The sequence below is a fragment of the Burkholderia sp. MSMB2157WGS genome (genome assembly GCF_001532755.1).
Lineage (GTDB): Bacteria > Pseudomonadota > Gammaproteobacteria > Burkholderiales > Burkholderiaceae > Burkholderia.
On record NZ_LPJG01000005.1, the window covers coordinates 160858 to 183975 of the forward strand.

Sequence of the window (23118 nt, forward strand, 5' to 3'; positions counted from 1 at the left end):
CCATGTGCCGACCGCCGCGGCCGATGGCCTCGAGCAATCCGGTACATGCCCCTCTGTCCTCGATACCTGAGAGATTGCGCTCGGGCCAAGCCCGGCGAGCGCGCGCCCCTTCGGTGGGCAGCTTGCCCGCGCAGCCAATGCGCTGCGGGCTACTGCCGCTCTCCAGAGTGCGGGGAACGTATTGCGCGCGCAGTGCGCGGACGCGGTTCCCCGACGCGGTCGGTCCTTTTGCCTGAGAGTTTGCGGGTGTGCCCCTTCGGCGGCGCAACCGGTGTCGGAACACCCGGTCGCACGCTCTCCCGACGCGTGCGGGCGACTGTACGCGAGCGGGTGGGCATTGTCAATTTGGGCAAAAGAATGTCGCTTCGCGACAAGCGGCGGCCCTGGGCGCCGCCGCGTCATCCGCTCCGGCAGGCGCCGGCGCGTTACTCGCCGATCGCGCGTGCGGCCGTGTCGAGTTCCTGGTTCAGCACCCGCTGCTCGTCGCCGGACAGGCCGCCGTTGTGCTGGGCCGCCATGTCGCTCGCTTCCTGGCGGATCACGTCGAGGCGGTGGTGCAACTGCGCGCCATACGGCGGCGGGTAGTAGCCGCCGTTCACGCGCGCGTCGATGCGGCGGTGCAGGTTGTCGATCCGGCCCTGGACCTCCTGCATGCGGTCGTTCGCGACGACCTGCGGATTCGGTCGGGGCGGGGGCGCCTGCCGGGCCGGCCGCTGCGGCTGCACGATGCAGGCCGCGAGCGAGGAAACCAGGACGCAGCATGCCGCTGCGCGAATCAACCGTTGCATCAAATTCTCCTGACGGATGGGTGTCGGATCGATTTTCGAGAAACGCGTCAGACCGGACGACCGCTGACTTTCGTTCCCGCACCATTTGTAACGGAATGTTGAGACGCCATGCCGCCATGCCGCCGAGCTGACCGAGCTGACCGACCTGACCGACCTGACCGACCTGACCGAGCTGACCGAGCTGACCGAGCTGACCGAGCTGACCGAGCTGACCGAGCTGACCGAGCTGACCGAGCTGACCGAGCCGACCGAGCCGACCGAGCCGACCGAGCCGACCGAGCCGACCGAGCCGACCGAGCCGACCGAGCCGACCGAGCCGCCGCGCCACCGAGCCGCCGAGCCGCCGAGCCGCCGAGCCGCCGAGCCGCCGAGCCGCCGAGTCGCCGAGTCGCCGAGTCGCCGAGTCGCCGGGGCCGCGGGCGGCAGACGCTGCGGTGCGTGGTGCGTGGCGCATGGCGTGGGATGCCGGCCGCGGCGGCGCCGCCCCGGCCGGCAACGATTAGACGATACGACGCACGAACGGCAGCCGGCGGCCGTCGTGCTCGCTTTGCGCGGCGAGCTCGATGATCGTCATCACGTCGACCGCGTCCTGCGCGGTGACGGGGAACGGCGCGCCGTCGCGGATCGATGCGGCGAGCGCGCGGTAGAACTCCGCGTACTGGCCGTCGAGCGTCGGCACCGGACGTTCGACTTCGACGTCGCCGTCGAGCACGCGCAGCAGGCCGGGCGGATTGCCGCCGCCGAATTCGACGTCGTCGGCGGTGAGGCCGGCCTTGAGCTGGTCTTCCTGCGTGTCGAGCCCGAACTTCTGGTAGCTGCCGCGCGTGCCGTGCAGCGTGAAGCGCGCGGGCTCGATCGCCGACAGCGCGCTCGCATGCAGCGCGACGTCCTTGTCCGGATAGCCGAGCAGCAGGTGCACGAAATCGGGCGCCGTGCCGTTGTCGCGGCGCGTCTTGACGGTGGCGCTCACGGTGTCCGGCGTGCCGAACAGCACGAGCGCCTGATCGATCAGGTGTGGGCCGAGGTCGAGCAGCAGGCCGCCGCCGCGGGCCGGCTCCTCGCGCCAGCGCGTGCGCGGCGTCGGCCGGAAGCGGTCGAAGTGCGACGCGAAGCAGGTGACGCGGCCGAGCTCGCCCGAGTCGACGATCCGGCGCACGGTGAGGAAATCGCCGTCCCAGCGGCGGTTGTGGAACGGCGCGAACAACCGGCTGCGTGCGTTCGCGAGCCGCGCGAGCGCGAGCGCCTCGTCGGCGGTGAGCGTGACCGGCTTGTCGACGACCACGTGGCGGCCGGCTTCGAGCACCTGGCGCGCGAGCGTGAAGTGCGTGTCGTTCGGCGTGGCGATCACCACGCATTCGATGTCGTCGAGGCCGAGCAGCGTGTCGAGGTCGGGGACGATGCGCGCCCCCGGATAGGCGGCGTGCGCGCGATCGGACTGACCCGTCGCGATCGCGGCGACTTCAGTGCGGCCGCTCGTGGCGATCACGGGCGCGTGGAACGTCGCGCCGGCGAAACCGAAACCCATCAAACCAATCCTGAGCAATGACGACATGGCAATTCCTGGCTGCGAAGGAAATTAAAGGATGGCGCGCCGAAACGGCACGGAGACGACCGGCTATTTTGGCATGGCGCCGCCGCTTGCACAGACGCGTCGGGCGAAACGCGCGAAGCGATGCGGCGTTTGCACGAGGCATGCCGGCATTTTGCGCGGGATGGGCGCCGTACGGCGTGACCAACTGACGCGCGGCGCGCGGCGAGCCGTGGCGGCCAGCCAGCCCCGGAGCGGGCCGTCTCCAGCCACACTGTCGCGCGGGGCGGCAGCCTCGGGCTGCCGCGGCGCCCGCGCATGCAATGCCACCGCACGGACAGCGGTGGGCCGACGGCGGCGGCGGCGAGCAGGTATTCCATGAGATCGATCCGGTGACGGCTCAGGAGAATTTGAAGCGGGCCGGCGGGTGGCGCCGGGGGAGTGCGTATTGTGTCCGATCGCAGCGCGGACGGGGCCGGATTGGCCGAACGGACAGGCGCGCCCCCGGCGAACGGACAGGAGGCGCCCGCCCGGCAAGCCTGCGCGCCCCTGCCCTGCGGCGCGCCCGAAATACACGCCGCCGACGTGTTAACATGCGCGTCCTGCCTGCGTGTGCGCCTGCTTCGCCAGCTTGCCGCGCACGGCATCCTCCCGGCGTTCCGCCGTCAACCAGCAACACCATCCGCCATCATGTCCGCAGGCCTCAATCCCGCTCAGAATGAAGCGGTGCGCTACCTCGACGGTCCCTGCCTCGTGCTCGCCGGCGCGGGCAGCGGCAAGACCCGCGTGATCACGCAGAAGATCGCGCACCTGATCGAAGCGAAAGGCTTCGAGCCGCGCCATATCGCCGCCGTCACGTTCACGAACAAGGCCGCCGCCGAAATGCGCGAGCGTGTGTCCAAGCTGCTGGAAGGCAAGACGCTCACCACGCCCGGCAAGGAAGGCCGCAAGGTGCCCGTCAATCAACTCACCGTCTGCACGTTCCACTCGCTCGGCGTGCAGATCCTGCGCCAGGAGGCCGAGCACGTCGGCCTGAAGCCGCAATTCTCGATCATGGATTCGGACGACTGCTTCGGGATGATCCAGGAGCAGCTCGGCACGACCGACAAGGGCCTGATCCGCAAGATCCAGAGCATCATCTCGCTGTGGAAGAACGGCCTGATCATGCCCGACGAGGCGATGGCGATCGCGGCCAACGAGGACGAGCACCAGGCCGCGCTGGTCTACCGCAACTACGTGGCGACGCTGCACGCGTACCAGGCGGTCGATTTCGACGACCTGATCCGCCTGCCGGCCGAGCTGTTCGCGAAGAACGAGCAGGTGCGCGACCGCTGGCAGAACAAGCTGCGCTACCTGCTGATCGACGAGTACCAGGACACCAATGCGTGCCAGTACGAGCTGCTCAAGCAGCTCGCGGGCCCGCGCGCAGCGTTCACGGCGGTCGGCGACGACGACCAGGCGATCTACGGCTGGCGCGGCGCGACGCTGGAGAACCTCGCGCAGCTCGGCAAGGATTTCCCGAAGCTGCACGTGATCAAGCTGGAGCAGAACTACCGGTCGACGGTGCGGATCCTGACCGCCGCGAACAACGTGATCGCGAACAACCCGAAGCTGTTCGAGAAGAAGCTGTGGTCCGAGCACGGGATGGGCGATTCGATCACCGTCACGGCGTGCAACGACGAGGAACACGAGGCCGAATCGGTCGTGTTCCGGCTGTCCGCGCACAAGTTCGAGCGGCGCGCGCAGTTCCGCGACTACGCGATCCTGTACCGCGGCAACTTCCAGGCGCGGATTTTCGAGCAGGTGCTGCGGCGCGAGCGGATTCCGTACGTGCTGTCGGGCGGCCAGTCGTTCTTCGACAAGGCCGAGATCAAGGACCTGTGCGCGTACCTGCGGCTGATCGCGAACGCCGACGACGATCCCGCGTTCATCCGCGCGGTCACGACGCCGCGCCGCGGCATCGGCAACACGACGCTCGAGGCGCTCGGGTCGTTCGCGGGGCAGGCGAAGGTGTCGCTGTTCGAGGCCGTGTACATGGGCGGGATCGAGGCGCGGCTGTCGGCGCGCCAGGTCGAGCCGCTGCGGATGTTCTGCGACTTCATCCAGCGCCTGACCGAGCGCGCGGACAAGGAGCCCGCGACCGTCGTGCTCGACGACATGATGGAGGCGATCCACTACGAGGCGTACCTGTACGACGCGTTCGACGAGCGGCAGGCGCAGTCGAAGTGGCAGAACGTGCTCGAATTCCTCGAATGGCTGAAGCGCAAGGGTACGAAGCCCGAGACGGACGCCGTCGACGGCGAGGCCGACGGTTTCCACAACGCGGACGGGCTCGCCGATACGGGCAAGAACCTGCTCGGCCTGATTCAGACCGTCGCGCTGATGTCGATGCTCGAAGGCAAGGACGAGGATCCGGACGCCGTGCGGCTGTCGACCGTCCACGCGTCGAAGGGCCTCGAGTATCCGCACGTGTTCCTGGTCGGCGTCGAGGAAGGCATCATGCCGCACCGCGGCGGTAGCGAGGACGACGGCCCGATCGACAACGAACGGATCGAGGAGGAGCGCCGGCTGATGTACGTCGCGATCACCCGCGCGCAGCGCAGCCTGCACCTGAACTGGTGCAAGAAGCGCAAGCGGGCGCGCGAGACGGTCGTGTGCGAACCGTCGCGGTTCATTCCCGAGATGGGACTCGACGAAGCGCCGCCGCCGACGCCGGAAGAGGCGCCGATGTCGCCGAAGGACCGGCTCGCGAGCCTGAAGGCGTTGCTGCAGAAGTGACGCGGCGCCGCCGCCGCGCGTACGTCGGCGCGACGAACCGGCCGCACGAAAACGAAACCCCCGCGATGCGCGTGCGTCGCGGGGGTTTTTTACGGATGGCCGAGCGGGACCGTTACTTCGCCGCGTTGACCATGTAGTCGACGGCCGCCTTCACGTCGGCATCCGACGCGTTCGATCCGCCCTTCGGCGGCATCGCGCCCTTGCCGTGCAGCGCGTAGTTGTAGACCGTGTCCATCGAATCCTTCAGGCGCGGCGCCCAGTCTTCCTTGCTGCCGAACTTCGGCGCGCCGAGCACGCCGGCCGCGTGGCAGGCCTGGCAGGTCGACGTGTACAGCGCCTTGCCGGCCGTTGCCGCATCGGCGGCGGCCGGGGCGGCCGCGGGTTTTTCGCCGGCCTTCGGGATCGCGGCGATCGCAGCCATGGCGGCGGCGGCCTGCGCGTTCGACGCGTCGGCGCCCGACGCGGGTGCGCCGCTGGCGGCCTGTGCCGCGTTGGCGGCCGGTGCGGCCGGTTCGGGGAAGTTCGCGCCGTCGTTGTTCGCCATGTAGACGATCGCGCGCGCGATTTCATAGTCGCTGACGTCGTCGGGGCTCGTGCCGCCGCGCGCCGGCATCGCGCCCTTGCCCGCGAGGGCCGTCTTCAGCAGCGTGTCGAAGCCCTGCGAGATGCGCGGCGCCCAGTCGTCCTTGTTGCCGAACTTCGGCGCGCCGGCGGCGCCGGTGCCGTGACAGGTCACGCAGACGGCCTTGTAGACTTCCTCGCCCGTCTTGTACGTGCGGGGTGCGTTGGCGTCCTTCACGTCGACCTTCGCGATCGGGGCGATACGTGCGGCGACCTGCTCGTCGGACAGCGCGTCCGTGCCGGCGCCGGAACGGAATGCATGGTTCGCGTAATTGGCGAACAGGACGATCAGGACGATCGGAATCGCGAACGACGCGATGATGACGGCAATCAGCTGCCCGGGGGTTTTGACGGGAGATTCGTGGGGTGCTTCGCTCATGCTTGCCTCGTCTCCGTGAATAGGAATTGTGAGCGCGGTGCAACGGCAAAATGGCAGTCCAATGAAGCACGGACGATTATAGACGGAACGTTTACATCACGGCGAGCGGTGCGATGGCGCGTGTTTACCCGCACGCAGGCTCGCCCGACGGCGATTCGGCGGGCGAGGTGGACGCGTCATGGGAAACCGGGTATCCTTGCCGTCTTGCCGATCGTGGGCGGCCTGTATATGGGGTCGCTTCACTGTCTCACGCGCCCGTAGCTCAATGGATAGAGTACTGCCCTCCGAAGGCAGGGGTTGCTGGTTCGATCCCAGCCGGGCGCGCCAAGTCTAGTCAGGCTTTCAGCGGTTTCCTTCCTTCGTCGGACAGACTCATTGCAGCTAAATTGCAGCTAGCACCGGCGCCGGCTCGTCCGTCAGCGGCGTGACCAATACGCCAAGTGGTCGGCTGACAGGTGCGCGTACCGCTGCACCATTTCCAGCGTTGCCCCGCCGCCCAACTCCTTCAACACCTGCAGTGGCGCGCCGCGCTGCACGTGCCAGCTCACCTAGGTGTGCCGCAGATCGTGCCAACGGAAGCCGCGTATCACCGCTGGCCTCAAGGCCTTCTGCCACGCGGCGGTCACGGTCTGATAGGCCGGTTTGCAGCTGACGCCGTCGTCGTTTCGGCTGTGAGTGGCGCGACCCATTGTGCCGGCTGGTCCGCTGCTAGGTGCGAGTATCGTTGCACCATTTCCATCGTTTCCCACCTGTCCAACCCCTTGGGCCATGAGTAGGGTAGCTCATGGCGACGCACCTATCTCTAGGTTCACTGCAAGATCCGGGAACTGAAAAACCAAATTCTGCGTAAAGGGTGATTCGTATTTCTTCTGATCCCGCATTATTTGCATCGGTATAAATTCTAAGGGATCCGAGGTCGTAAATGCGTTTTTTTCGGTATTCTCTATTTCTGGCCAACCAAGCCAGAATGCCCGGGTATCTTGGTCTTCGGCCCCGGAGAACCGAGCCATGTATCTGGCGATGACGTAGAGAAGCGGGGGACGATCAGAGACAGGTATGTCGATCCGAAACTGTTGCAGGATCTCTTGCGATGATCTGCTGCCGACCCATTCGGAGACCTTGGAGGTCCAATCATTGGCCTTGATAATATTTCGCCTACGACTTTCTCTTTCTGATAATGAGAAACCGAAGACGTCATGCCATTTCAGTTGCACAAGTGCGACCGATCCGCATCCCCGGTCAATTATGATGGCATCAATGTCCGTCAGCATAGTGCCGTCCGCGCGCTGAAGTCGAAATCCTTGAGGCGGCACAATAAATCTCGGCTCAGTGAACAAACGTGCTAAGTCAGCGCGAAAAGCTTCTTCGCGGCGATCGACCCCTCGATCCCAGTCGGCCTTGTAAAATTGCCTCAGGTGTCGGAAGAGCGCAAAGTACGGATTAATCAGAGCGCCAAAACAAGGAAGTAGCGCAAAATCCTTACCGAGATCCACATAAAAGGGGGTGGGTGTCTCAAATGCTTTATCCCAGTCGTCCAATCCGTCGACGTCCAGAGTTAGTGCCTTCATGGTGGCAGGGATCAGTGCTTCAGGAATTCCAGCTTCTTCCCAAACATCCCTTAGATCGTCTTTCCTGGCGAAAATAGTAAGAACGTCCCTCAAGTTAATTGTTGGAATTTTCTTCTGGAGTAGGCGTGCGAAATTCATGTGCGCAAGGATTCGTCCCAAAGCTTGCTCGCAGGCGTGCTTCCACTCTCCGAAGCTCCTGTCGCCAATGATCACATCATCCGGAAGTGCCTCTGCCTCGAAGAAGCCGTGACCAAATTGCCGAGCCGCATTGCGGTAGATCGACACAATCTCCGAGTCATTTTCATAGCAGATGGACCAATCATCCGGTGTGTCCACGTAGCTCGCCATCCGAGCGTGAACTCGAGACCAGTCCACGTCGGTATCGGGTACATCAACTTCGGGGCGACGTGTCCCTAGCGCTTGGGAGGCAGCCATCAGAGCTCGTTCGCGCGCGCCCGCTACCGCCTTAATCCGAAACTGACCCGCCCCCTCGCGTTCTGAAGTGGCTAGGCCATAGTGCTCCAATGCGGCCATACGACGCAGGAATATCAATTCACCGCAAGTGTGGAGATAGGAATAGGAGTATTGCTGTACTTGGAGTTGGCTGGGACCCCATGGAACCCCACCGGGTAGGTTCTTTACTGCAGAAAGGAACGGCCGCAGCGCGGCCGCCGCACCCATGAGCGCAAATCTCGGGTTCGTTCTTGTCTTCGATGTAGATGTCTCATCGTGGACTCCCAATCCCCAGATCGATGCCGCTGCGACATAGTCGAGAACTCTGACAAGCGAGATCAAGGCTTCTTTCTCACGACCCTTCCACGCCATAGAAACGCGGTTCTGAAGAGTCTCAAGGCAGGAATTCAACACCCTTTCGCAATCCGACGAACGACGCTCCGCCATAAGTATTTTCCTGTTGATTTTTAACGCTGTCGTTTGAACGACCCAGTGCGTACGGTAGTTAAGCCTACGATGGGCTATGAATGATTGACTTTGCTGTATTACTGGCAGCTTTGCTTGCGCCTGACTTGGTGGGATGCGATGGTTGGTGGCAGTTTATACAGATGAGCGCGGCCAGTTCAATCGAGCGTCATGAGTAAGTTACTGAACAAAGGTAGAAGCGACGGCGCCGATCATCGGATGAGCAAATCCCTTTCCGCTCAGCTCATCAGCGTGCCGGACGGGGCGCCGGCCTTTGTGATGATCCCCTACGCGGAATACATGGTGCAGCGCGACGAAGCTCGCGACTCGATTCCGCACGCAGTCGGCAGCGCAACGGTCGACGTGGCGACGCGCGCGTGGCGCGGGTATCTCGGCCTGACGCGGGCCGAGGTCGTGCGGCGGATGGGCATTAGCCGATCGGACTACGCGAAACAGGAAAAGCGCGAGAAGCTGCACAAGTCGATGCGCAAGAAAGTCGCGGCCGCGCTCGACATCACGCTCGCGCAGCTCGGTTTCTGACTTGTGGCGCGGCGAGCAGCCCCAGATGCGCGCGGCACGCCGCCGCGGTGCCTCGCCGTTGTGCGAGAATCGCCCGCAACGACCACTCCAAGCGTCGATCGCGGCGGCCGTCCGCGCATCGCGCCGACTCCCGATGGCTGCCATCCCGTCTACCTCGACCGCAGTCGCCGCGTGCGCGCCGACCGAGGCACAGCAGGCGCTGCTTGCGCGTCTGCACGCGTATTCCCCCGACGATCCTCACGCGCCGCTGCCGTACAGCCGGCGCCTCGCCGAAGCCGAAGGCTGGTCGCGCGACCACGCGCTGGCCGTGATCGACGAATACAAGCGCTTCGCGTTCCTCGCACAGGCGGCCGGGCATCCGGTCACGCCGTCGGTCGCGGTCGATGCCGCGTGGCATTTCCATCTGCAATACACGCTCGAATACTGGGATGTGTTCTGCGCCGGCGTGTTGCGCGCGCCGCTGCACCACATGCCCGGCACCGGCGCGCCGGACGAGGCCACCGTGTACGCGCAGCGCTATCGCGACACGCTCGACAGCTACCGCCGGCTGTTCGGCTGCGAGCCGCCGGCATCGATCTGGCCGCGTCCCGTCGATCGGCCGGCCGATGCGAAGGCGGAGGCGCAGCAGCCTGACGGCACGGCCGCCGCGCCGCCGCGCCGTGCATGGCGCAACCGTCTGCCGAAACTCGCGTGGCCGGCGGCGGCCGCGAGCGTCGCCGCCACATGCGCATCGGCGCAGGACTTCAACGTGCTGAATTACACGGGGCCGCAGTTTCTCGCGTTCTACGTGCCGGCCTGTGTTGTTGCGTTGCTGCTGATCGTCGCGCTCCAGGCCCTCGAATTTCGCGTCCGTCGCTGGGGGCGGCGTACGCGCAAGGCTTCGTCCGGGTTGAGCGCCGACGAAGTCGCCTATCTCACCGGCGGCGAAGCGCGGGTCGCGCAAGTCGTGACGATGTGGCTCGCGCATGCGGGCGCGGTCGTTCTGTGGACCCTTCCCCGGCACGGCGGTTACGTGAAGATCGCGGATCCGGAACGCGCGGGCCGGTACGACGATCACTGCGTGTGGCTTGAGGAGCAACCGTCCGGCACCGTGCGCTACGGCGTGTTTCGCGAGCGGCTTGCCGGGTATGCGCAGGAGGTGGTCGACGGGATGCGGGCGCAGGGCTGGTTCTGGGCGCCCGGCGAGTTGCGCGCGTCGCGCCTGGCCGCGCGCGCGATCGTGCTGCTCGTGCTCGGCACCGGCGCCGCGAAGCTCGCGGTCGGGTTGAGCCGCGGTCGGCCCGTGCTGCTGCTCGGCATCTGCATGGCGGTGTTCGCGATCGCGTACCGGATCGTCGCGCGACGACTGACCGGCTTCGGGCGCGGCGGCGCCACGGCGGCCGGGCGCGCCGCGCTGCTCGAGCGCCGGACTGCGCACGATCCGCGGGCCGCGCGTGAGGCGTCGCATGCGCGCAACGCGCAGGAAACGGGCGGGACACGCGACGCAGAACGCGACGATCCGGACCCGCTGTTGTGGACCGCCGCGCTGTTCGGGGCAGGCGCGCTGGCCGGTACCGCGTGGTCGGCGTATTCGGGCACGGTGCTGGCCGCCTCGCCGGTGCCGCCGGTCGCCGCGGCGAAAGCGGGCGGCGGCACGTCGTACGATTCGTCCGACAGCAGTTGCTCGTCGTCGAGCTGCAGTTCGTCGAGTTCGTGCAGTTCGAGCAGTTGCGGCGGGTGTTCGTCGAGCTGAGCGAGAGCGGTGCGTCAAAGTAGCAACGACAACGTTCCGCCGTGCCTGTTTCCGCGCCTGCGATGCCGCGTCGCCGGCTCGCGACTACGCCGACTCGATCGACGGAACAGAAGTCAGAACGCCACTCTTATTCGTCGTCAATCGATTCCGCATGCTTTCTATACTGCATCGTCCATGATCGCGGCCGATGTGCCGCGCCGCTACCCCATCCTGTTCCCGGCGGCCCCGGCATCGAGCCGCTGCGCCGGCAAACCTGCGACCGCGTATGAACGTTACGACCTCCGACGATTGCATTGGTGTACTGTCCGACCATCCGTGGGCGAAGCATTTCATCGTACTGGGCTACCGCGATGGTGCCTTTTCGACCATTCCGAACAATTTCTTCCGCGACTGGCTTGATGAAGAGGCCCAGGTCGGCACCTTTCAAATCGGCCGGTGCTCAGGACTCGGTGTGGGGTCGATCGCTAAGTATGACCAAGGGCATCAGAAACTTGTGATCGGCAAGAACGTTGCCGGCGGAATGCGTCTGCGATTTCTGTTGAATGGCCAGCACGAAATGCGAACCATCTCCACGAGTCTGTTCAGCATCTACGGTAATGGCCTTGAAAGTGTGCCGATGCCGCAATACCAGGACACGGTGATCCAAAACGACGTCTGGATTGGCGACGAAGCGTTGTTTCTTGGTGGCAGTCGAATCGAAAGCGGCTGCGTGATCGGTGCACGAGCCGTGATTCCGCCCAATTTCCGTACCGAGGCATATGGAATCTACGCGGGATCGCCCGCGCGCCTGATTCGCTTCCGTTTCTCGGAGAAAGTGCGCGAACAACTGCTGCAACTCGCGTGGTGGGATATGCCACTCGGCTGGATCAAAGAGAACAACGATGCGTTTCTTGTCGACCTGACTGCCGACGAAGGGCGGGCGCTCGACACGCTCGCAGCGCTACAGGAGGCGAAGGATCGTGCAATGAGTGCGTCCCGCGACCCGAGCGCTACGACGCCCGCCTGAGCATCGGATCATCCGGACTCACGGCGCGCCTCGCGTGTCCGGCAGCGGCGCCGCAATGCGATGGCCGGCGTTGCACGACGTGGTCAATCGGTTGAACAACCGCCTGCAACGAGCTCAAATCGCGGCACCGTAGCCGCATCTGCTTCGGTAGCCGGTGATGCGAAGCCGTCCGTGCCAAAACGGCGAACCGCGCGTCGCACTCCCGCGCACGGCGTACCGCCGCGATGCCGCCGGACGCGACGAACCGCCCCAGCCTCCGCTCATGACGAAGCCAGCCCCCGACGAATCTGCGCTTGCCCAGCAAGCCGCGACCTTGTGCCAGAACGGACGGTTCGCCGACGCGCTGTCGCGCGTCGCGCCGCTGCTCGATGCGCCCGCGCCGGCCATTGCGGCGCTGCACGTCGCGGCCGTGTGCGCGCTTGGCCTGAACCGGATGGCCGACGCGGAAGCCTGGTGGCGACGCGCGATCGATGCCATGCCGGCGTTCGATCCGCCATACGAAGGACTTGGCGCGCTACTTGTGTCGCAGGGGCGGCTACCCGAGGCGGAGGTGATCGCCCGCCGGCAATTGGCGTCGGTCACGCCGCTACGCGCGTCGCACCATCACCGGCTCGGCAAGGTACTCGAAGCGCTCGGCCGGCTCGACGAGGCCGAACAGGCATTCGGGCAGGCACTGTCGATCGAGCCGCGGTCGCCCGATGTGCTGACCGATCTCGGCAACCTGCTTCGTGTCCTGGCCCGGCCGGCGGAGGCGGAGCTCGCGTATCGGCTCGCGATCGCCGTTCGCGCCGATCACGTACTCGCGCACGCGAATCTCGGCGCGATCCTCGTCGACATGCAGCGGCTGCCGGAAGCGGAGGCGGCCAGCCGGCAGACCATAGCGCTGTGTCCGGATCATCCGGAAGCGCATTACAACCTCGGTATCGCGCTGCAGAACCTCGATCGTTTGCCCGAAGCGGAAGCGGCCTATCGCGACGCCATCCGCTGCCGACCCGACCTGCCGCAGGCGCACAACAATCTCGGCTGCGTCCTGCGTGCGCAGGGCCGCCACGACGAAGCGGCCATCGCGTTCGCCGACGCGCTGGCGCTCGCGCCACAGATGGCCGAGGCGCACTACAACCTCGGCACGACGTTCGCGCATGCGGGCCGCCTCGACGAAGCCGAACGCGCATACCGTCGCGCGCTCGAGCTGCGCGCCGACTACGACGACGCGCGCTTCGGGCTGGCGACGCTGCTGCTCAGCCGCGGACGGTTCGAGGAAGGGTGGCGTCGCTACGAATCCCGTTACGAGCAGTCGACGTTCGTGCATCGCCGGACCCGTGAGGTGCTGCGGTGCGTGCAATGGCAAGGCGAGCCGCTGGCCGGCAAGACGTTGCTGGTCTGGCAGGAGGACGGCCTCGGCGACATGCTGCAGTTCAGCCGTTATTTCGCGGAGTTTCGCGCACGGCAGGCGGTGCGTGTGGTGTTCGCGTGCCAGCCGGCGCTGCATCGGCTGATGGCGACGGTCGACGGCGTCGACGCGGTGCTCGATCACGAAACGGCTACCGCGCAGGCCGCGCAATTCGATTACTGGACGAGCCTGTTGAGCGCGCCGATGCACGCCGGCACGACGCTCGACACGATCCCGCCGCCGATGCGGTTCGTCCCCGAGCCGGCGCGCGTCGCGCACTGGGGGGCCCGCCTCGACGCGCTGCCGGTCGGCCCGCGTGTCGGCCTCGTGTGGAAAGGCAATCCGAAGCATCACAACGACGCGCACCGCTCGCTGCCGTCGCTGGCATTGCTGACGCCGCTGTGGAGCGTGCCGGGCGTGAATTTCGTGAGCCTGCAGAAGGGGCAGGGCGAGGACGAGGCGCGGCATCCGCCGGGCGGCTTGCCGTTGCTGCACCTGGGCTCGGAGATCGACGATTTCGCCGATACGGCCGCGATCGTCGCGCAACTCGATCTCGTGGTGTGCGTCGACACGTCGACCGCGCATCTGGCCGCATCGCTCGGCAAGCCTTGCTGGGTGCTGCTGCCGAATCAGGACGTGGACTGGCGGTGGATGCACGACCGTGAGGATTCGCCGTGGTATCCGGGCACGGTGCGGCTGTTCCGGCGCGGGCGTGGCGACAGCTGGATTCAGATGGCTGAGCGCTTGCGGGAGACGTTTGCCGCATATATCGCGGCCGGGCGCGTGATCGCGGATGCGACACTGCGTACCACTTGACCTGATGACCGAAATGGTCGCGCGCTTGTCCGACTATCGTCACGTACAAGCCACCCACGTGCCCTTCGATGCACGACGCCCGACGTGATGAGCCGGGCGCAATGGTGATCGACAACGGTGCGAATCATGCACGGCTCGACGGGTCGGGTCATCTCGTATCGCGGTGATGCCAGGCAGGCTGCCCGGCCGCCGGAGCCGTGCGAGGGTTGCTTAGTTTGCGGGTTGAATCAGCAACGTTGCCTGTCCCGAGTTGTCGCCGCAGTAATCGTCACTCACATAAACGTAGACGTTCGAGAGGCTCGAGGGCATCTCGATGACGGTGGGGCGTGCCGTGGCCGTACCGCCCCACCGAATGTTGCCGAAGCCACCTTGCATGAACGCCGTGTCGATGTTGCAGCCGTTCGCCAGCGCGCCGCCGCTGCAACTCATCGAGTTCGACGTGAGCGAAACTGCATACCGGCCGCCAGCGAGCGTGAGTTTGACCGGTGTGCCGCCAGATACGGTCCCGACGTAGCTGGAGAGGCAATTGGCCTTCGCGTCAATCACGACGCTCGTCGCTGCGTCGCACATCAGGGGAACCATGGCCGCAAGTGTGATCAGTTTGTTACGCATGAATTGAGTTCTCTCAGTGTTTGTTGATTGATATTTGCCCGGTACGTGGGAGACGCACCGGGGCGCCGGTTTCGCCCGCGTCGGGCACGCTGTAATGAACCCTTGACGGGGCAAGGCGGACACCCGGCATGCGTTCCGGTGGCCGTGCGGGTACGGCATGAAACCGTTTCATGCCAAGCGTTGCCCCCCCGTTCCACCGTGCAGGATCCGGCGTATGCGCAAGCGGTCGTAATTGACGAATGCCTGTCTCTTGCATGACGTCTTCCTTGCTTTAGCTATAACGGCAGGTCTGACACCGAATTTAGGCCGGGCACGCATCTTGACGATGTCTGAACACGCCGGCATTGGGTGCGCAGCGATGGTCTCGGTCTGCGAGTTCACGGCCCGTCGGTACGATCCGCCGCGATCCGAACGCATGGCTCGAATCCGCGGCATGTCGTAACCCAGCAGCGATCGTTGCACGCCGCGGGTCGTGCTCGCCGTCCCGCACTGGCTGGCTCTTCGCGCGAACGACGCGAATTGCCCCGGGTTTGCTGAATCGATTCAACGCTTCGAATCGATCGCGCATCGCTAGAATCAACGCGTTCTCGGGGGAGGTCCGATCGGGAGCAGCGGACACGCGTTCCAGCCATGCATGAAATCGAACAAGGCCGTCATGAATGGCTGGAAGTTTGTCGCTGTTGAAAGTCTCGTGAGCGAGGAAGCGTTGACTCGCGCGCAAGCGTTCGGTTTCGATCGGCACGTCATCGAGACGACGGTGCGCGAACTCATGTTGCGCTGGCTCGCGCCGAGCAAGCGATTGCTCGGATGGCGGCGGGGTTCGAGTACGTCACGATCGACGTCGACGGGCATGAGGTCCCGCTCATCGATGATGCGACGCAGGGCCTGGGTGCGTGCAGGCAACTGCGGATCGAGATCGAGGACGCGAAGATGGATCTGCTTACGCGCCGTCTCGGCGAGTTCGGTCTGACCATCGCGAGCAAGCACCCGGTGCAGAACTACGCGGGATTATGGAACTGTATCTTCGTACGCCGATCGCCACGGCCCGCGGCACCGCGTGCCGTGCTCAGAACCCCGACAGATAGGCTTGCCGGTCGACAGCGGTGCGGTAAGCGCTCACGAACCCGCGGTGACTCCATTGATCGCACGCGAAATCGTCGAAGCGGCACGACAGCGACAGTTTCCAGTCGACCGCGTCGCTGGTGAGTGTCCGATGCACGAGATAGGGCGACATGAAGAGCACGTGGCCAGCGTCGATCTCCAGGTCGCAGGCGCCATCGATCTCCTGATCGTGGAGTACATAGCCGCGGTCGGTCTGTTCTCCCGCCCACAGTCCGCGCCGATGGCTGCCCGGGACGATGCGTAGTCCGGGCGCTCCGGGGCGGATGTCCGTGAGCGACGTCCACGCGATCACGCCGCGAGAGGATGTCCCCATGCTCGGCCAGTCCTGGTGATACGGCAGCCCGTAGTTGTTGCCGATGCGATCGTTCGCCGTGTAGTGCGTGACGATCGGGCCTGTCTGCACCGGCATGACGATGCCGACGTGACGGTCGAGCGCGGCAGCCAGCTCCGGCGAGCAGAAGAAGCGCTTCACATCGATATCTTCAGCGAGCAGCTTGATGATGTTGCGGTTGCGCGTCGTGTCGTCGCCGAATCTCGGGATGAAGTGCTGCTCGAATTTCGTCCGCACGGCGCTCATCGCCGACTGCAGCGTGCTGTGTGCAACGACCGCATAACCTAGTTCGCGAAAGTTACCTGCGATCACGTCCATGTTGTCTCGCCCTGAATTCCGCTACCGATCCGCGCTTGCGCGTACCCGAACCCGCTCGCACCGAAACCGTCGCCGTTGTAGAACATGTACAGGCGCTCGCCGACCTGCACGACTTCGGGATAGGCGACCATGAACGCATCCCACCCGCTCGGTGATACGTCGAGTCCCGCCTCCTCGTCGCGGCGATGCCAGGTGATACCGTCCGTGGATTCGGCATAGCCGATCCGGTAGCTGACCGACGAACGCTCGCGGTACCCGTCGTGGCTGCGCTTGCAGAACCACATCCGGTAACGGGTGCCGTCGAAATGAACCGACGCGCGAGCCAGGCCGCCTTCGTGACCGTCCAGGTAGTCGATCGCGACGCGGCCGCCGCGCGACCAGTGAATGCCGTCACGGGATTCCGCGTATTTCAGGTGATAGCGCGCTTCGGGCTTGCCGTCGACCAGGGTCCAGCCGGTGCACGACAGGTACCAGTTGCGCCAGATGCCGTTTTCGATCCGGACGCAGGTGGTGCCACAGAAGTGCGGTTCGTCGGCCGTGCGATCCATCACCGGCCCCTCGAACAGTCTCCGATAATGATGACCGCCGTCCTCACTGATCGCGAGGCCCACTGCGTTGTGGTACGGAATCGTATTGCGCACGTTCCAGCCGATGTAATACAGATAGCGGACGCCTTCGTGCTCCACGACCGACGACGGCATCGTGCCGCAGTCGTCGAACGTGCCGAGCGCACCCGGCGGCAGTACCGGATCGGGGCCGATCGACACGATCTCGGCGGGTGCGTTTGTACGCACGGCCATGCTGGCGATCGCGCTGCGATTGTCCGCGTCGCGACTGCTGAACAGCAGTTGCAGCGTATCGCCGTCGCCCCCTGCTACCGTCGGAATTTGTGCGTGCGATTTCGCCCAGGGCAGCCGTGCATCGGGCTTATAGATCAGCCCCTGCTTGTCCCACCGTATGCCTGCCATGGGTTTTCCTAGAGTTTCAGATCAGTGCTGGCCATTGCCAGTTTGACCGCGGGATTGCCTTTGTATACCGACCACGGTTCCGTCGACTTCGTGATCGCGGCAGCCATCGTGATGAACGTGCCTTCACCGATCGTCACGCCGTCACGCAGCGTGGCGTTCACACCCACGAAGCTGTACGCACCGATATCGCAATGGCCGGACATGACGACGTGCGAGGTCATCGTCACGTGATCGGCGATGCGCCCGTGATGGCCGATATGGTTGCCGCTCCACAGCACGACGTTGTTGCCGATGGTCGTGAACGGCTGAAGGGTATTGTCTTCGAGGATGAAGCAGTTCTCGCCGATCGTGTTGTGGCAGACAGTGGCGCGCGAACTCACGTAGCTGATCAGTGGGTAGCCGCGTGTCTTGAGGTCGTTGAAGATCTTCTCGCGTTCGCGGTTCATCCGCTTCGGCGACATCGGCGCGAAGAAACTGAAGTCGCCCGGAGGATGGGACTCGGCGACGTCCTCGAATGCGATCACGGGGAGGCCCCTGAACGTTCGGCTCTCGGGCAAGTACTGCCGGTTGACGCAGAATGCGACCACCGTGTGCGGCGAATCGTGCTGAAGGTAGTAGTGCGCGAGTTCTGCATAGTCTTGCAGGCCGAACAGAATGACGTTTGCCATCAGTTGTGCTCCCTGTACACGTACGTCGTGTACTCGTAAAGCCCGTAGTCGTGGCGCAGCACATAGTGGCGCGACAGCTCGCGCGACAGGAAGTGCGTCAACTGCGTGACCGGCACGTGGAACAGGTCGTCGCGCTCCCAGTCGACCTCCTTCGACATCACGTTGAACGCGATGCCTTTGCGCGCCTTCGGGAACACGACGCGCAACACGCGCGTGAAATACTCGAACATCTCGTCGTAGCCGAGCTCGCGTTTCTCGGTGAAGACGCCGTTCATCACGATGTAGTCGTATTCGCCTAGCCGGTCGGGTTCTGCGAGCACATCGACGCATTGGTAGTCGTTGTGCGGATACTTGCGCCGGGACAGGTCGCAGAATGCCGGAGACGCATCGAGCCCGGCATAGCTCAGCCCGTCGATGCCGTGGTCCAGCATGTACTGGTACAGATGCGACGCCCCGCATCCGAAATCGAGCAGTGCGGCTGGCGTCGAACCGGGCCGCACCAGCTCGAGCATCACGCGATAGCGTGTGTCGGCATCCTCGGCGTTGGGCCAGTCCACGCCGCGATGCGTATCGCCGTGGCGTTCGAGACACGACTCGTAGTGACGGATGAGGGTGGTGTGGAGATCGTCTTTCATGACAAGGTGGCGCCCGTCAGCAATTGGTCGATCGCTGAATCGTCGTTGCACATCAACACGTCGATGATCGACAGAGCGGGAATGAACGGGCCGCGGACGGAGGTGTATGGCGCGAGGTCAGGTGTCAGGAACTTCAGTTGCAGGCCGGCGGCGGCGAACGCATGCGGATCGTACAGTTCTTGCCCGCCGACCGGATTCACGTAGACAGCCGCGCGCTCCTGCCGACCGATGTCGATGATGCGCGCCTGTGCCTTCAACGATGCGTTCTCGTAGCGTCGCGACGTCGCGACGATGTGTGTGTCGAGCCGCAGGTGGTCGCGCAGCGCGATGAGGCCATGCACGAGGAAATCGGCCAGGTTGCGTGCGTCGTGCATCAGAATGCGCTCGATGATCGGGAACACCCGCGAGAAATGCGGCGAGCGTGCATAGCTTTGATGGATCGTGCGCAGGATCCGGGGCCGCCAGTTTGCGTCGTCTGCCACGTCGATATCGCAGATGAGCCGGTTCTGGCTGGCCTGCCGCAACGGCATGGTGATCATGTGCGCCGCACCGTTGACGTTGATGCGATTGCGATTGATCCAGCCGCGATTGATGAAGCTCACGTCGTCGAACACGACGAACGTGTCGACACTGGCCATCAATTGGAAATAGCCGATGTACGGGAAGAAGTACGGCTGCATGACGGCCAGCCGGCGTTCAGCTTGCATGTTGCGTCAGACCTGCCTCGGCCAGCACGATGTTGATGATGCGATCCTGATCGCGCGCGGTGAGCGCCGGATAGATCGGCAGGCACAGCACTTGGTGCGAGAGGTCGCTGGCGACGGGCAGATTCGAGCGCGCCGCCGACGGCAGGCCGCGATAGGTCGGGAACTCGCTGATCAGCGGATAGAAATACCGGCGCGCCGCGACGTTGTTCGCGCGCAGCGCATCGTAGAGCGCATTGCGCGTCACCGGGAAGTCGCGGGTGATGCGCACCGGAAAGTACGAGTGGTTGCGGGTGCAGTGCTCGGGCACCGGCGGCAGCAGCAGGCCTGGCACGTTCTTCAATGCCGCCCGATAGCGCTCGTCCACGCGCGCGCGGCCGTCCGCGATTCGATCCATGTGTTCGAGCTGCAGCAGGCCGAAGGCCGCCTGCACCTCGTTCATCTTGCCGTTGATGCCGGGGCCGATCACCGTTACTTCGTCGACGAAGCCGAAGTTCTTCAGATGATCGATGCGTCGCTTCGTCTTTGCATCGCGGCAGATGAGTGCGCCGCCCTCGAACGTATTGAAGATCTTGGTGCCGTGAAAACTGAGTACGGACATGTCGCCGAATTCGAGCACCGAGCGGCCGTGGCGCCGCACGCCGAACGCATGGGCGGCGTCGTAGAGCACACGCAAGCCGTAGGTGTCGGCGATCCGCTCGATTGCCTCGACGTCGCACGGATAGCCGTAGACATGTACGGGCAGGATCGCGGTGGTCTGCGGCGTGATCGCCGCTTCGATGCGCCCGGGATCGAGGTTCATGGACACGGGATCGATGTCGACGAACACGGGGCGAATGCCGTTCCAGTGCAGCGCATGCGTCGTGGCGACGAAGCTGAACGGCGTCGTGATGACTTCGCCGGTGATTTTCATCGCCTGGAGCGCCGTGATCAGCGCGAGCGTCGCGTTGGAAAACAGCGAAATGTGCTCGACACCGAGGAATTCGCACAGCGCTCGCTCGAGCTCCGCATGGAAGCGCCCGCCGTTGGTGACGATCTTGCTCTCCCAGATCTGGTTCAGATACGGGAGAAACTCGTCCAGTGGAGGCATGTAGGGCTGTGTGACGGGTATGAGCTTGTCCATGATGCGTTCCCGAAGTCGTACGTCTCGAGCGCCAATGCGCACACCGTTGATCGTGAGAACACTCTAGCGCGCGTGTTGCACTAGCGATTGACCGAGCAGGGGGCGGTTTGCGAGCCAATTCACGGGAATGCCATGGTCTGCCCTGGCCGGCCGGTCGAACATCCTGGGGCTGTCAGGCCGTTCAGCCGGTCGCTTGTTCGATGTGCGCCGATGTCGGCGGGTCGGGCAGGACGGCATCGAACGAGACCGGTGCTTCGCCCGCGCACCATCGCCGCCACATCATTCGCAACGCGACCGACAGCCCCTGCGCGACGACGTCCGGATGAAACGGAGCCGATGCAAGGCAGCGATCGCGGAGGCTGGTGCGCAGCGCCTGCAGCGTGTCGAGGTCGCCGGCCAGCGCGACGGCCTTGCGGACGAATTCGTCTTTGTCGTATGCGACGAAGGCGTCGAGATCGACCCGCTTGAGCCAGCTTGAGGAGCCTCGGGTCGGGATCGATCGTCCGGCGATCGTGACGGTCGGTACCCCCATCCACAGCGCGTTGAGCGTCGTCGTCGAGCCGGCATACGGGAAGGTGTCGAGGCAGATGTCGACATGGTGATGCTGCTGCAGATAGACGGCGATGGTCGCGCGCGACTGGAAGGTCAGGCGTGCCGGATCGATGCCTTCGGCTGCGAACCAACCGGCGATCGTCTCGCGATCGAGATCCTGCTCGATCGCGCCGATCACCATCCGCGCGTCAGGCTTCGCGCGCAGCACTGCGGCCCACAGTGCAACCACGTCTTGGCGCAACTTGTTGAGCCGGTTGAAGCTGCCGAAGGTGACGTAGCCATTGTGGAGCGCTGGCAAGCCGTTGACGGGCGGGCAGTTCGCGGGTGGCGCGTATGGCGCCAGTGCGGGCATGCGCACGATCTTCTCGACGAACTGTTCGTCCAGTTCGCCGGCCGGCGTGACGACGCCGTCGCTCAGGTAGTAGTCGATCGTGCGCATGCCCGTCGTGCCCGGGTAGCCGATCCACGATGCCTGCAACGGTGCGGGTTTGCGCGCAAGCGCAACCAGGCGGTTGCGACCAGTGTGACCGGAGAGATCGATTACGATATCGATACGATCGTCGCGGATCTGTTCCGCGAGCGCGGCATCGCTCAGCGCTGTTACGGTTCGCCACGTGGTGGAGTACGCGCGCAGCTTCGCCGTGACGTGATCGTCGATCACGAAGTTGTAGTAGAAGTGCAGCGACAGGTTCGGGTCGCGGCTCAGGTGTTCGACGACGGGCAGTAGATAGTGCGCGACCGCATGGTTCAGCAAGTCGCCGGACACGAAGCCGATCCGCAACGGGCGTTCGGGGTCGCGGGAATTGGCGTATTTTTTCGGCAACGCATGTCTTTCATGCTGCTTGCCGAACGCGCGATGCGCGTCGAGCAGCATTTCGGGCGTGTTGGCGTCGTCGTGAATCAGGCTGAACAGCAGCGAACTGTGCGACACGCTGTCGTTCGGATCGATTTCGATGGTGCGTCGCAGCCAGGGGACCGCCTCCCGCGCAGCGCCCTGATCGAGCAGCACGAAGCCGAGTGCGCCGTTTGGTGGTGCCATGTGCGGCGCCAGTTCCACGGCGCGTCGACATGCCGCGACGGCTTCCTGCTGGCGTCGCAGCCCGTGCAGCGCGATGCCGAGAATGCGGTGCGCCTCCATGTGCGTCGGCTGCGCCGCAATGATCGCGCGGCACTGGACTTCCGCTTCCTGGTGCCGCGTCATGAGGCGCAGCGTGTCGGCGAGCAGCGTGCGTAACAGGAGGTCGCCGGGCAGGGTTTCGAGTGCGCGATAGGCGACGTCCGCCATCTCCACGTATTGCCGTTCCTTGTACAGCGAGACCGCCAGCGTGCGCCAGCACGCGCCGTCATCGGGATAGTCCGCGACGAGCCGCCGTGCAAGCGCGAGCGCCTCCGCCGAGCGCCGCTTGTCGAAGAGGGCGGCGTGCTTGCGCAGGCTGGACAGCGGTGCCTTGCGCACGTGCTCCGCGGGCACGTTCTCCTTCTTGCTTTCGTCGAGTTGCCGCGTTGACGAAATGGTCAGCGTGATGCTGGCCGGAGCGGCCGGACCTGCGGCGGCTGCCGTCGGGAACGTCACGGTGGGCGTGGCCATTTGCGAGATCAGGCCGTCCAGGGCGGGGCCGTGCACGCCGCGCTGCTGTGCCATTTCGACGGCGACCCATGCCGCCGGCGTCTGGTTTGCCCGGAACAACGCGTTGATGTAGCTGACCCAGCATTGGCCGTTGCCCGGGTTCGCTCCCAGTGCGATTTCGAAGTGCGGAATCGCGTCGGCGGGCCGATCGGTGTCGACCAGCAGTACTGCGAGGTTGTGGTTCGCGTCTGCATGTTCCGGCATGGCGTCGAGGATCGCGCCATACAAGGCTTCCGCATCGCTCAATGCGCCGTCGTGATGGTGCTTGATGGCGTTCTGCATGACGAGCGCGATATCTTGCTCGAACTGCTGCTCCGGGCTGAGTGTGGCGCGGTCGGATGAGTCGAGTGGGAGCATGGCAAGGGGCGCGGTTGTTCGGTGTTTGCCATTATCT

18 protein-coding genes, 1 tRNA gene, 1 pseudogene and 2 riboswitches are annotated in these 23118 nt (G+C 64.8%); of the genes and pseudogenes, 6 read left to right on the forward strand and 14 right to left on the reverse strand.

Annotated elements, in window-relative coordinates; all coding sequences use genetic code 11:
* Positions 1-43: 43 nt before the first annotated feature.
* Positions 44-176: riboswitch (glycine riboswitch) on the reverse strand.
* Between the two features lie 33 nt (positions 177-209).
* Positions 210-312, reverse strand: a riboswitch (glycine riboswitch).
* 113 nt (positions 313-425) lie between these two features.
* Complete coding sequence (locus WT53_RS02135) at positions 426-788, reverse strand: hypothetical protein (RefSeq protein ID WP_034209609.1); 363 nt, start codon at positions 786-788, stop codon at positions 426-428.
* Positions 789-1287: 499 nt separating this feature from the next.
* The gene (locus tag WT53_RS02140; RefSeq protein ID WP_060258307.1) at positions 1288-2340 is read right to left on the reverse strand and encodes an oxidoreductase; all 1053 of its coding nucleotides are present in this window, start codon (positions 2338-2340) and stop codon (positions 1288-1290) included.
* A gap of 666 nt (positions 2341-3006) precedes the next feature.
* On the opposite strand from WT53_RS02140, the gene WT53_RS02145 reads away from it, so the two are divergent.
* Positions 3007-5094 (forward strand): UvrD-helicase domain-containing protein, encoded by a 2088-nt coding sequence (locus tag WT53_RS02145; RefSeq protein WP_034209606.1) that lies wholly within the window; start codon positions 3007-3009, stop codon positions 5092-5094.
* Between the two features lie 112 nt (positions 5095-5206).
* Here WT53_RS02145 and WT53_RS02150 read toward each other — a convergent pair whose 3' ends face one another.
* Complete coding sequence (locus WT53_RS02150) at positions 5207-6094, reverse strand: cytochrome c5 family protein (RefSeq protein ID WP_034209605.1); 888 nt, start codon at positions 6092-6094, stop codon at positions 5207-5209.
* Between the two features lie 251 nt (positions 6095-6345).
* On the opposite strand from WT53_RS02150, the gene WT53_RS02155 reads away from it, so the two are divergent.
* Positions 6346-6421: transfer RNA gene (locus WT53_RS02155), tRNA-Arg, on the forward strand.
* 89 nt (positions 6422-6510) lie between these two features.
* On the opposite strand, the pseudogene WT53_RS34015 reads toward WT53_RS02155, so the two are convergent.
* Positions 6511-6729: pseudogene (locus WT53_RS34015) on the reverse strand (tyrosine-type recombinase/integrase); the annotation flags it as partial.
* Between the two features lie 147 nt (positions 6730-6876).
* The gene (locus WT53_RS02160) at positions 6877-8562 is read right to left on the reverse strand and encodes a hypothetical protein (protein WP_156447847.1); all 1686 of its coding nucleotides are present in this window, start codon (positions 8560-8562) and stop codon (positions 6877-6879) included.
* A gap of 237 nt (positions 8563-8799) precedes the next feature.
* Between WT53_RS02160 and WT53_RS02165 the strand changes: the two genes are divergently transcribed.
* From WT53_RS02165 to WT53_RS02180, 4 genes are all read left to right on the forward strand, one after another.
* Positions 8800-9120 carry a helix-turn-helix domain-containing protein gene (locus tag WT53_RS02165; protein WP_034209603.1) on the forward strand — a complete coding sequence of 107 codons (321 nt, stop codon included), beginning with the start codon at positions 8800-8802 and terminating at the stop codon, positions 9118-9120.
* 133 nt (positions 9121-9253) lie between these two features.
* A complete protein-coding gene (locus WT53_RS02170) occupies positions 9254-10852 on the forward strand; it encodes a TIGR04222 domain-containing membrane protein (RefSeq protein ID WP_034209857.1) in 1599 nt (532 codons plus the stop codon).
* Between the two features lie 265 nt (positions 10853-11117).
* On the forward strand, positions 11118-11858 hold the full coding sequence (locus tag WT53_RS02175) for an acetyltransferase (RefSeq protein ID WP_034209602.1): 741 nt from the start codon (positions 11118-11120) through the stop codon (positions 11856-11858).
* Positions 11859-12120: 262 nt separating this feature from the next.
* Entirely contained in the window at positions 12121-14064 is a 1944-nt protein-coding gene (locus WT53_RS02180) for a tetratricopeptide repeat protein (RefSeq protein ID WP_060258388.1), read from the forward strand.
* A gap of 210 nt (positions 14065-14274) precedes the next feature.
* Here WT53_RS02180 and WT53_RS02185 read toward each other — a convergent pair whose 3' ends face one another.
* From WT53_RS02185 to WT53_RS02225, 9 genes are all read right to left on the reverse strand, one after another.
* A complete protein-coding gene (locus WT53_RS02185; protein ID WP_034209601.1) occupies positions 14275-14676 on the reverse strand; it encodes a hypothetical protein in 402 nt (133 codons plus the stop codon).
* 576 nt (positions 14677-15252) lie between these two features.
* The gene (locus tag WT53_RS02190) at positions 15253-15663 is read right to left on the reverse strand and encodes a hypothetical protein (RefSeq protein WP_060258312.1); all 411 of its coding nucleotides are present in this window, start codon (positions 15661-15663) and stop codon (positions 15253-15255) included.
* A gap of 79 nt (positions 15664-15742) precedes the next feature.
* Positions 15743-16447 (reverse strand): phytanoyl-CoA dioxygenase family protein, encoded by a 705-nt coding sequence (locus WT53_RS02195; RefSeq protein ID WP_034209600.1) that lies wholly within the window; start codon positions 16445-16447, stop codon positions 15743-15745.
* On the reverse strand, positions 16438-17415 hold the full coding sequence (locus tag WT53_RS02200) for a hypothetical protein (RefSeq protein WP_034209599.1): 978 nt from the start codon (positions 17413-17415) through the stop codon (positions 16438-16440). Before WT53_RS02200 ends, WT53_RS02195 begins: the two co-directional genes overlap by 10 nt.
* Before the next feature lie 8 nt (positions 17416-17423).
* Positions 17424-18083 carry an acetyltransferase gene (locus WT53_RS02205; RefSeq protein WP_034209598.1) on the reverse strand — a complete coding sequence of 220 codons (660 nt, stop codon included), beginning with the start codon at positions 18081-18083 and terminating at the stop codon, positions 17424-17426.
* A complete protein-coding gene (locus WT53_RS02210; RefSeq protein ID WP_034209597.1) occupies positions 18083-18718 on the reverse strand; it encodes a trans-aconitate 2-methyltransferase in 636 nt (211 codons plus the stop codon). The genes WT53_RS02205 and WT53_RS02210 overlap by 1 nt, the downstream gene beginning before the upstream one ends.
* Positions 18715-19425: a WbqC family protein gene (locus WT53_RS02215; RefSeq protein WP_034209596.1), complete on the reverse strand. Its 711-nt coding sequence runs from the start codon at positions 19423-19425 to the stop codon at positions 18715-18717. The genes WT53_RS02210 and WT53_RS02215 overlap by 4 nt, the downstream gene beginning before the upstream one ends.
* Positions 19415-20581: an aminotransferase class I/II-fold pyridoxal phosphate-dependent enzyme gene (locus tag WT53_RS02220; protein ID WP_034209855.1), complete on the reverse strand. Its 1167-nt coding sequence runs from the start codon at positions 20579-20581 to the stop codon at positions 19415-19417. Before WT53_RS02220 ends, WT53_RS02215 begins: the two co-directional genes overlap by 11 nt.
* Before the next feature lie 145 nt (positions 20582-20726).
* On the reverse strand, positions 20727-23081 hold the full coding sequence (locus WT53_RS02225) for a tetratricopeptide repeat protein (protein WP_034209595.1): 2355 nt from the start codon (positions 23079-23081) through the stop codon (positions 20727-20729).
* Positions 23082-23118: the final 37 nt, after the last annotated feature.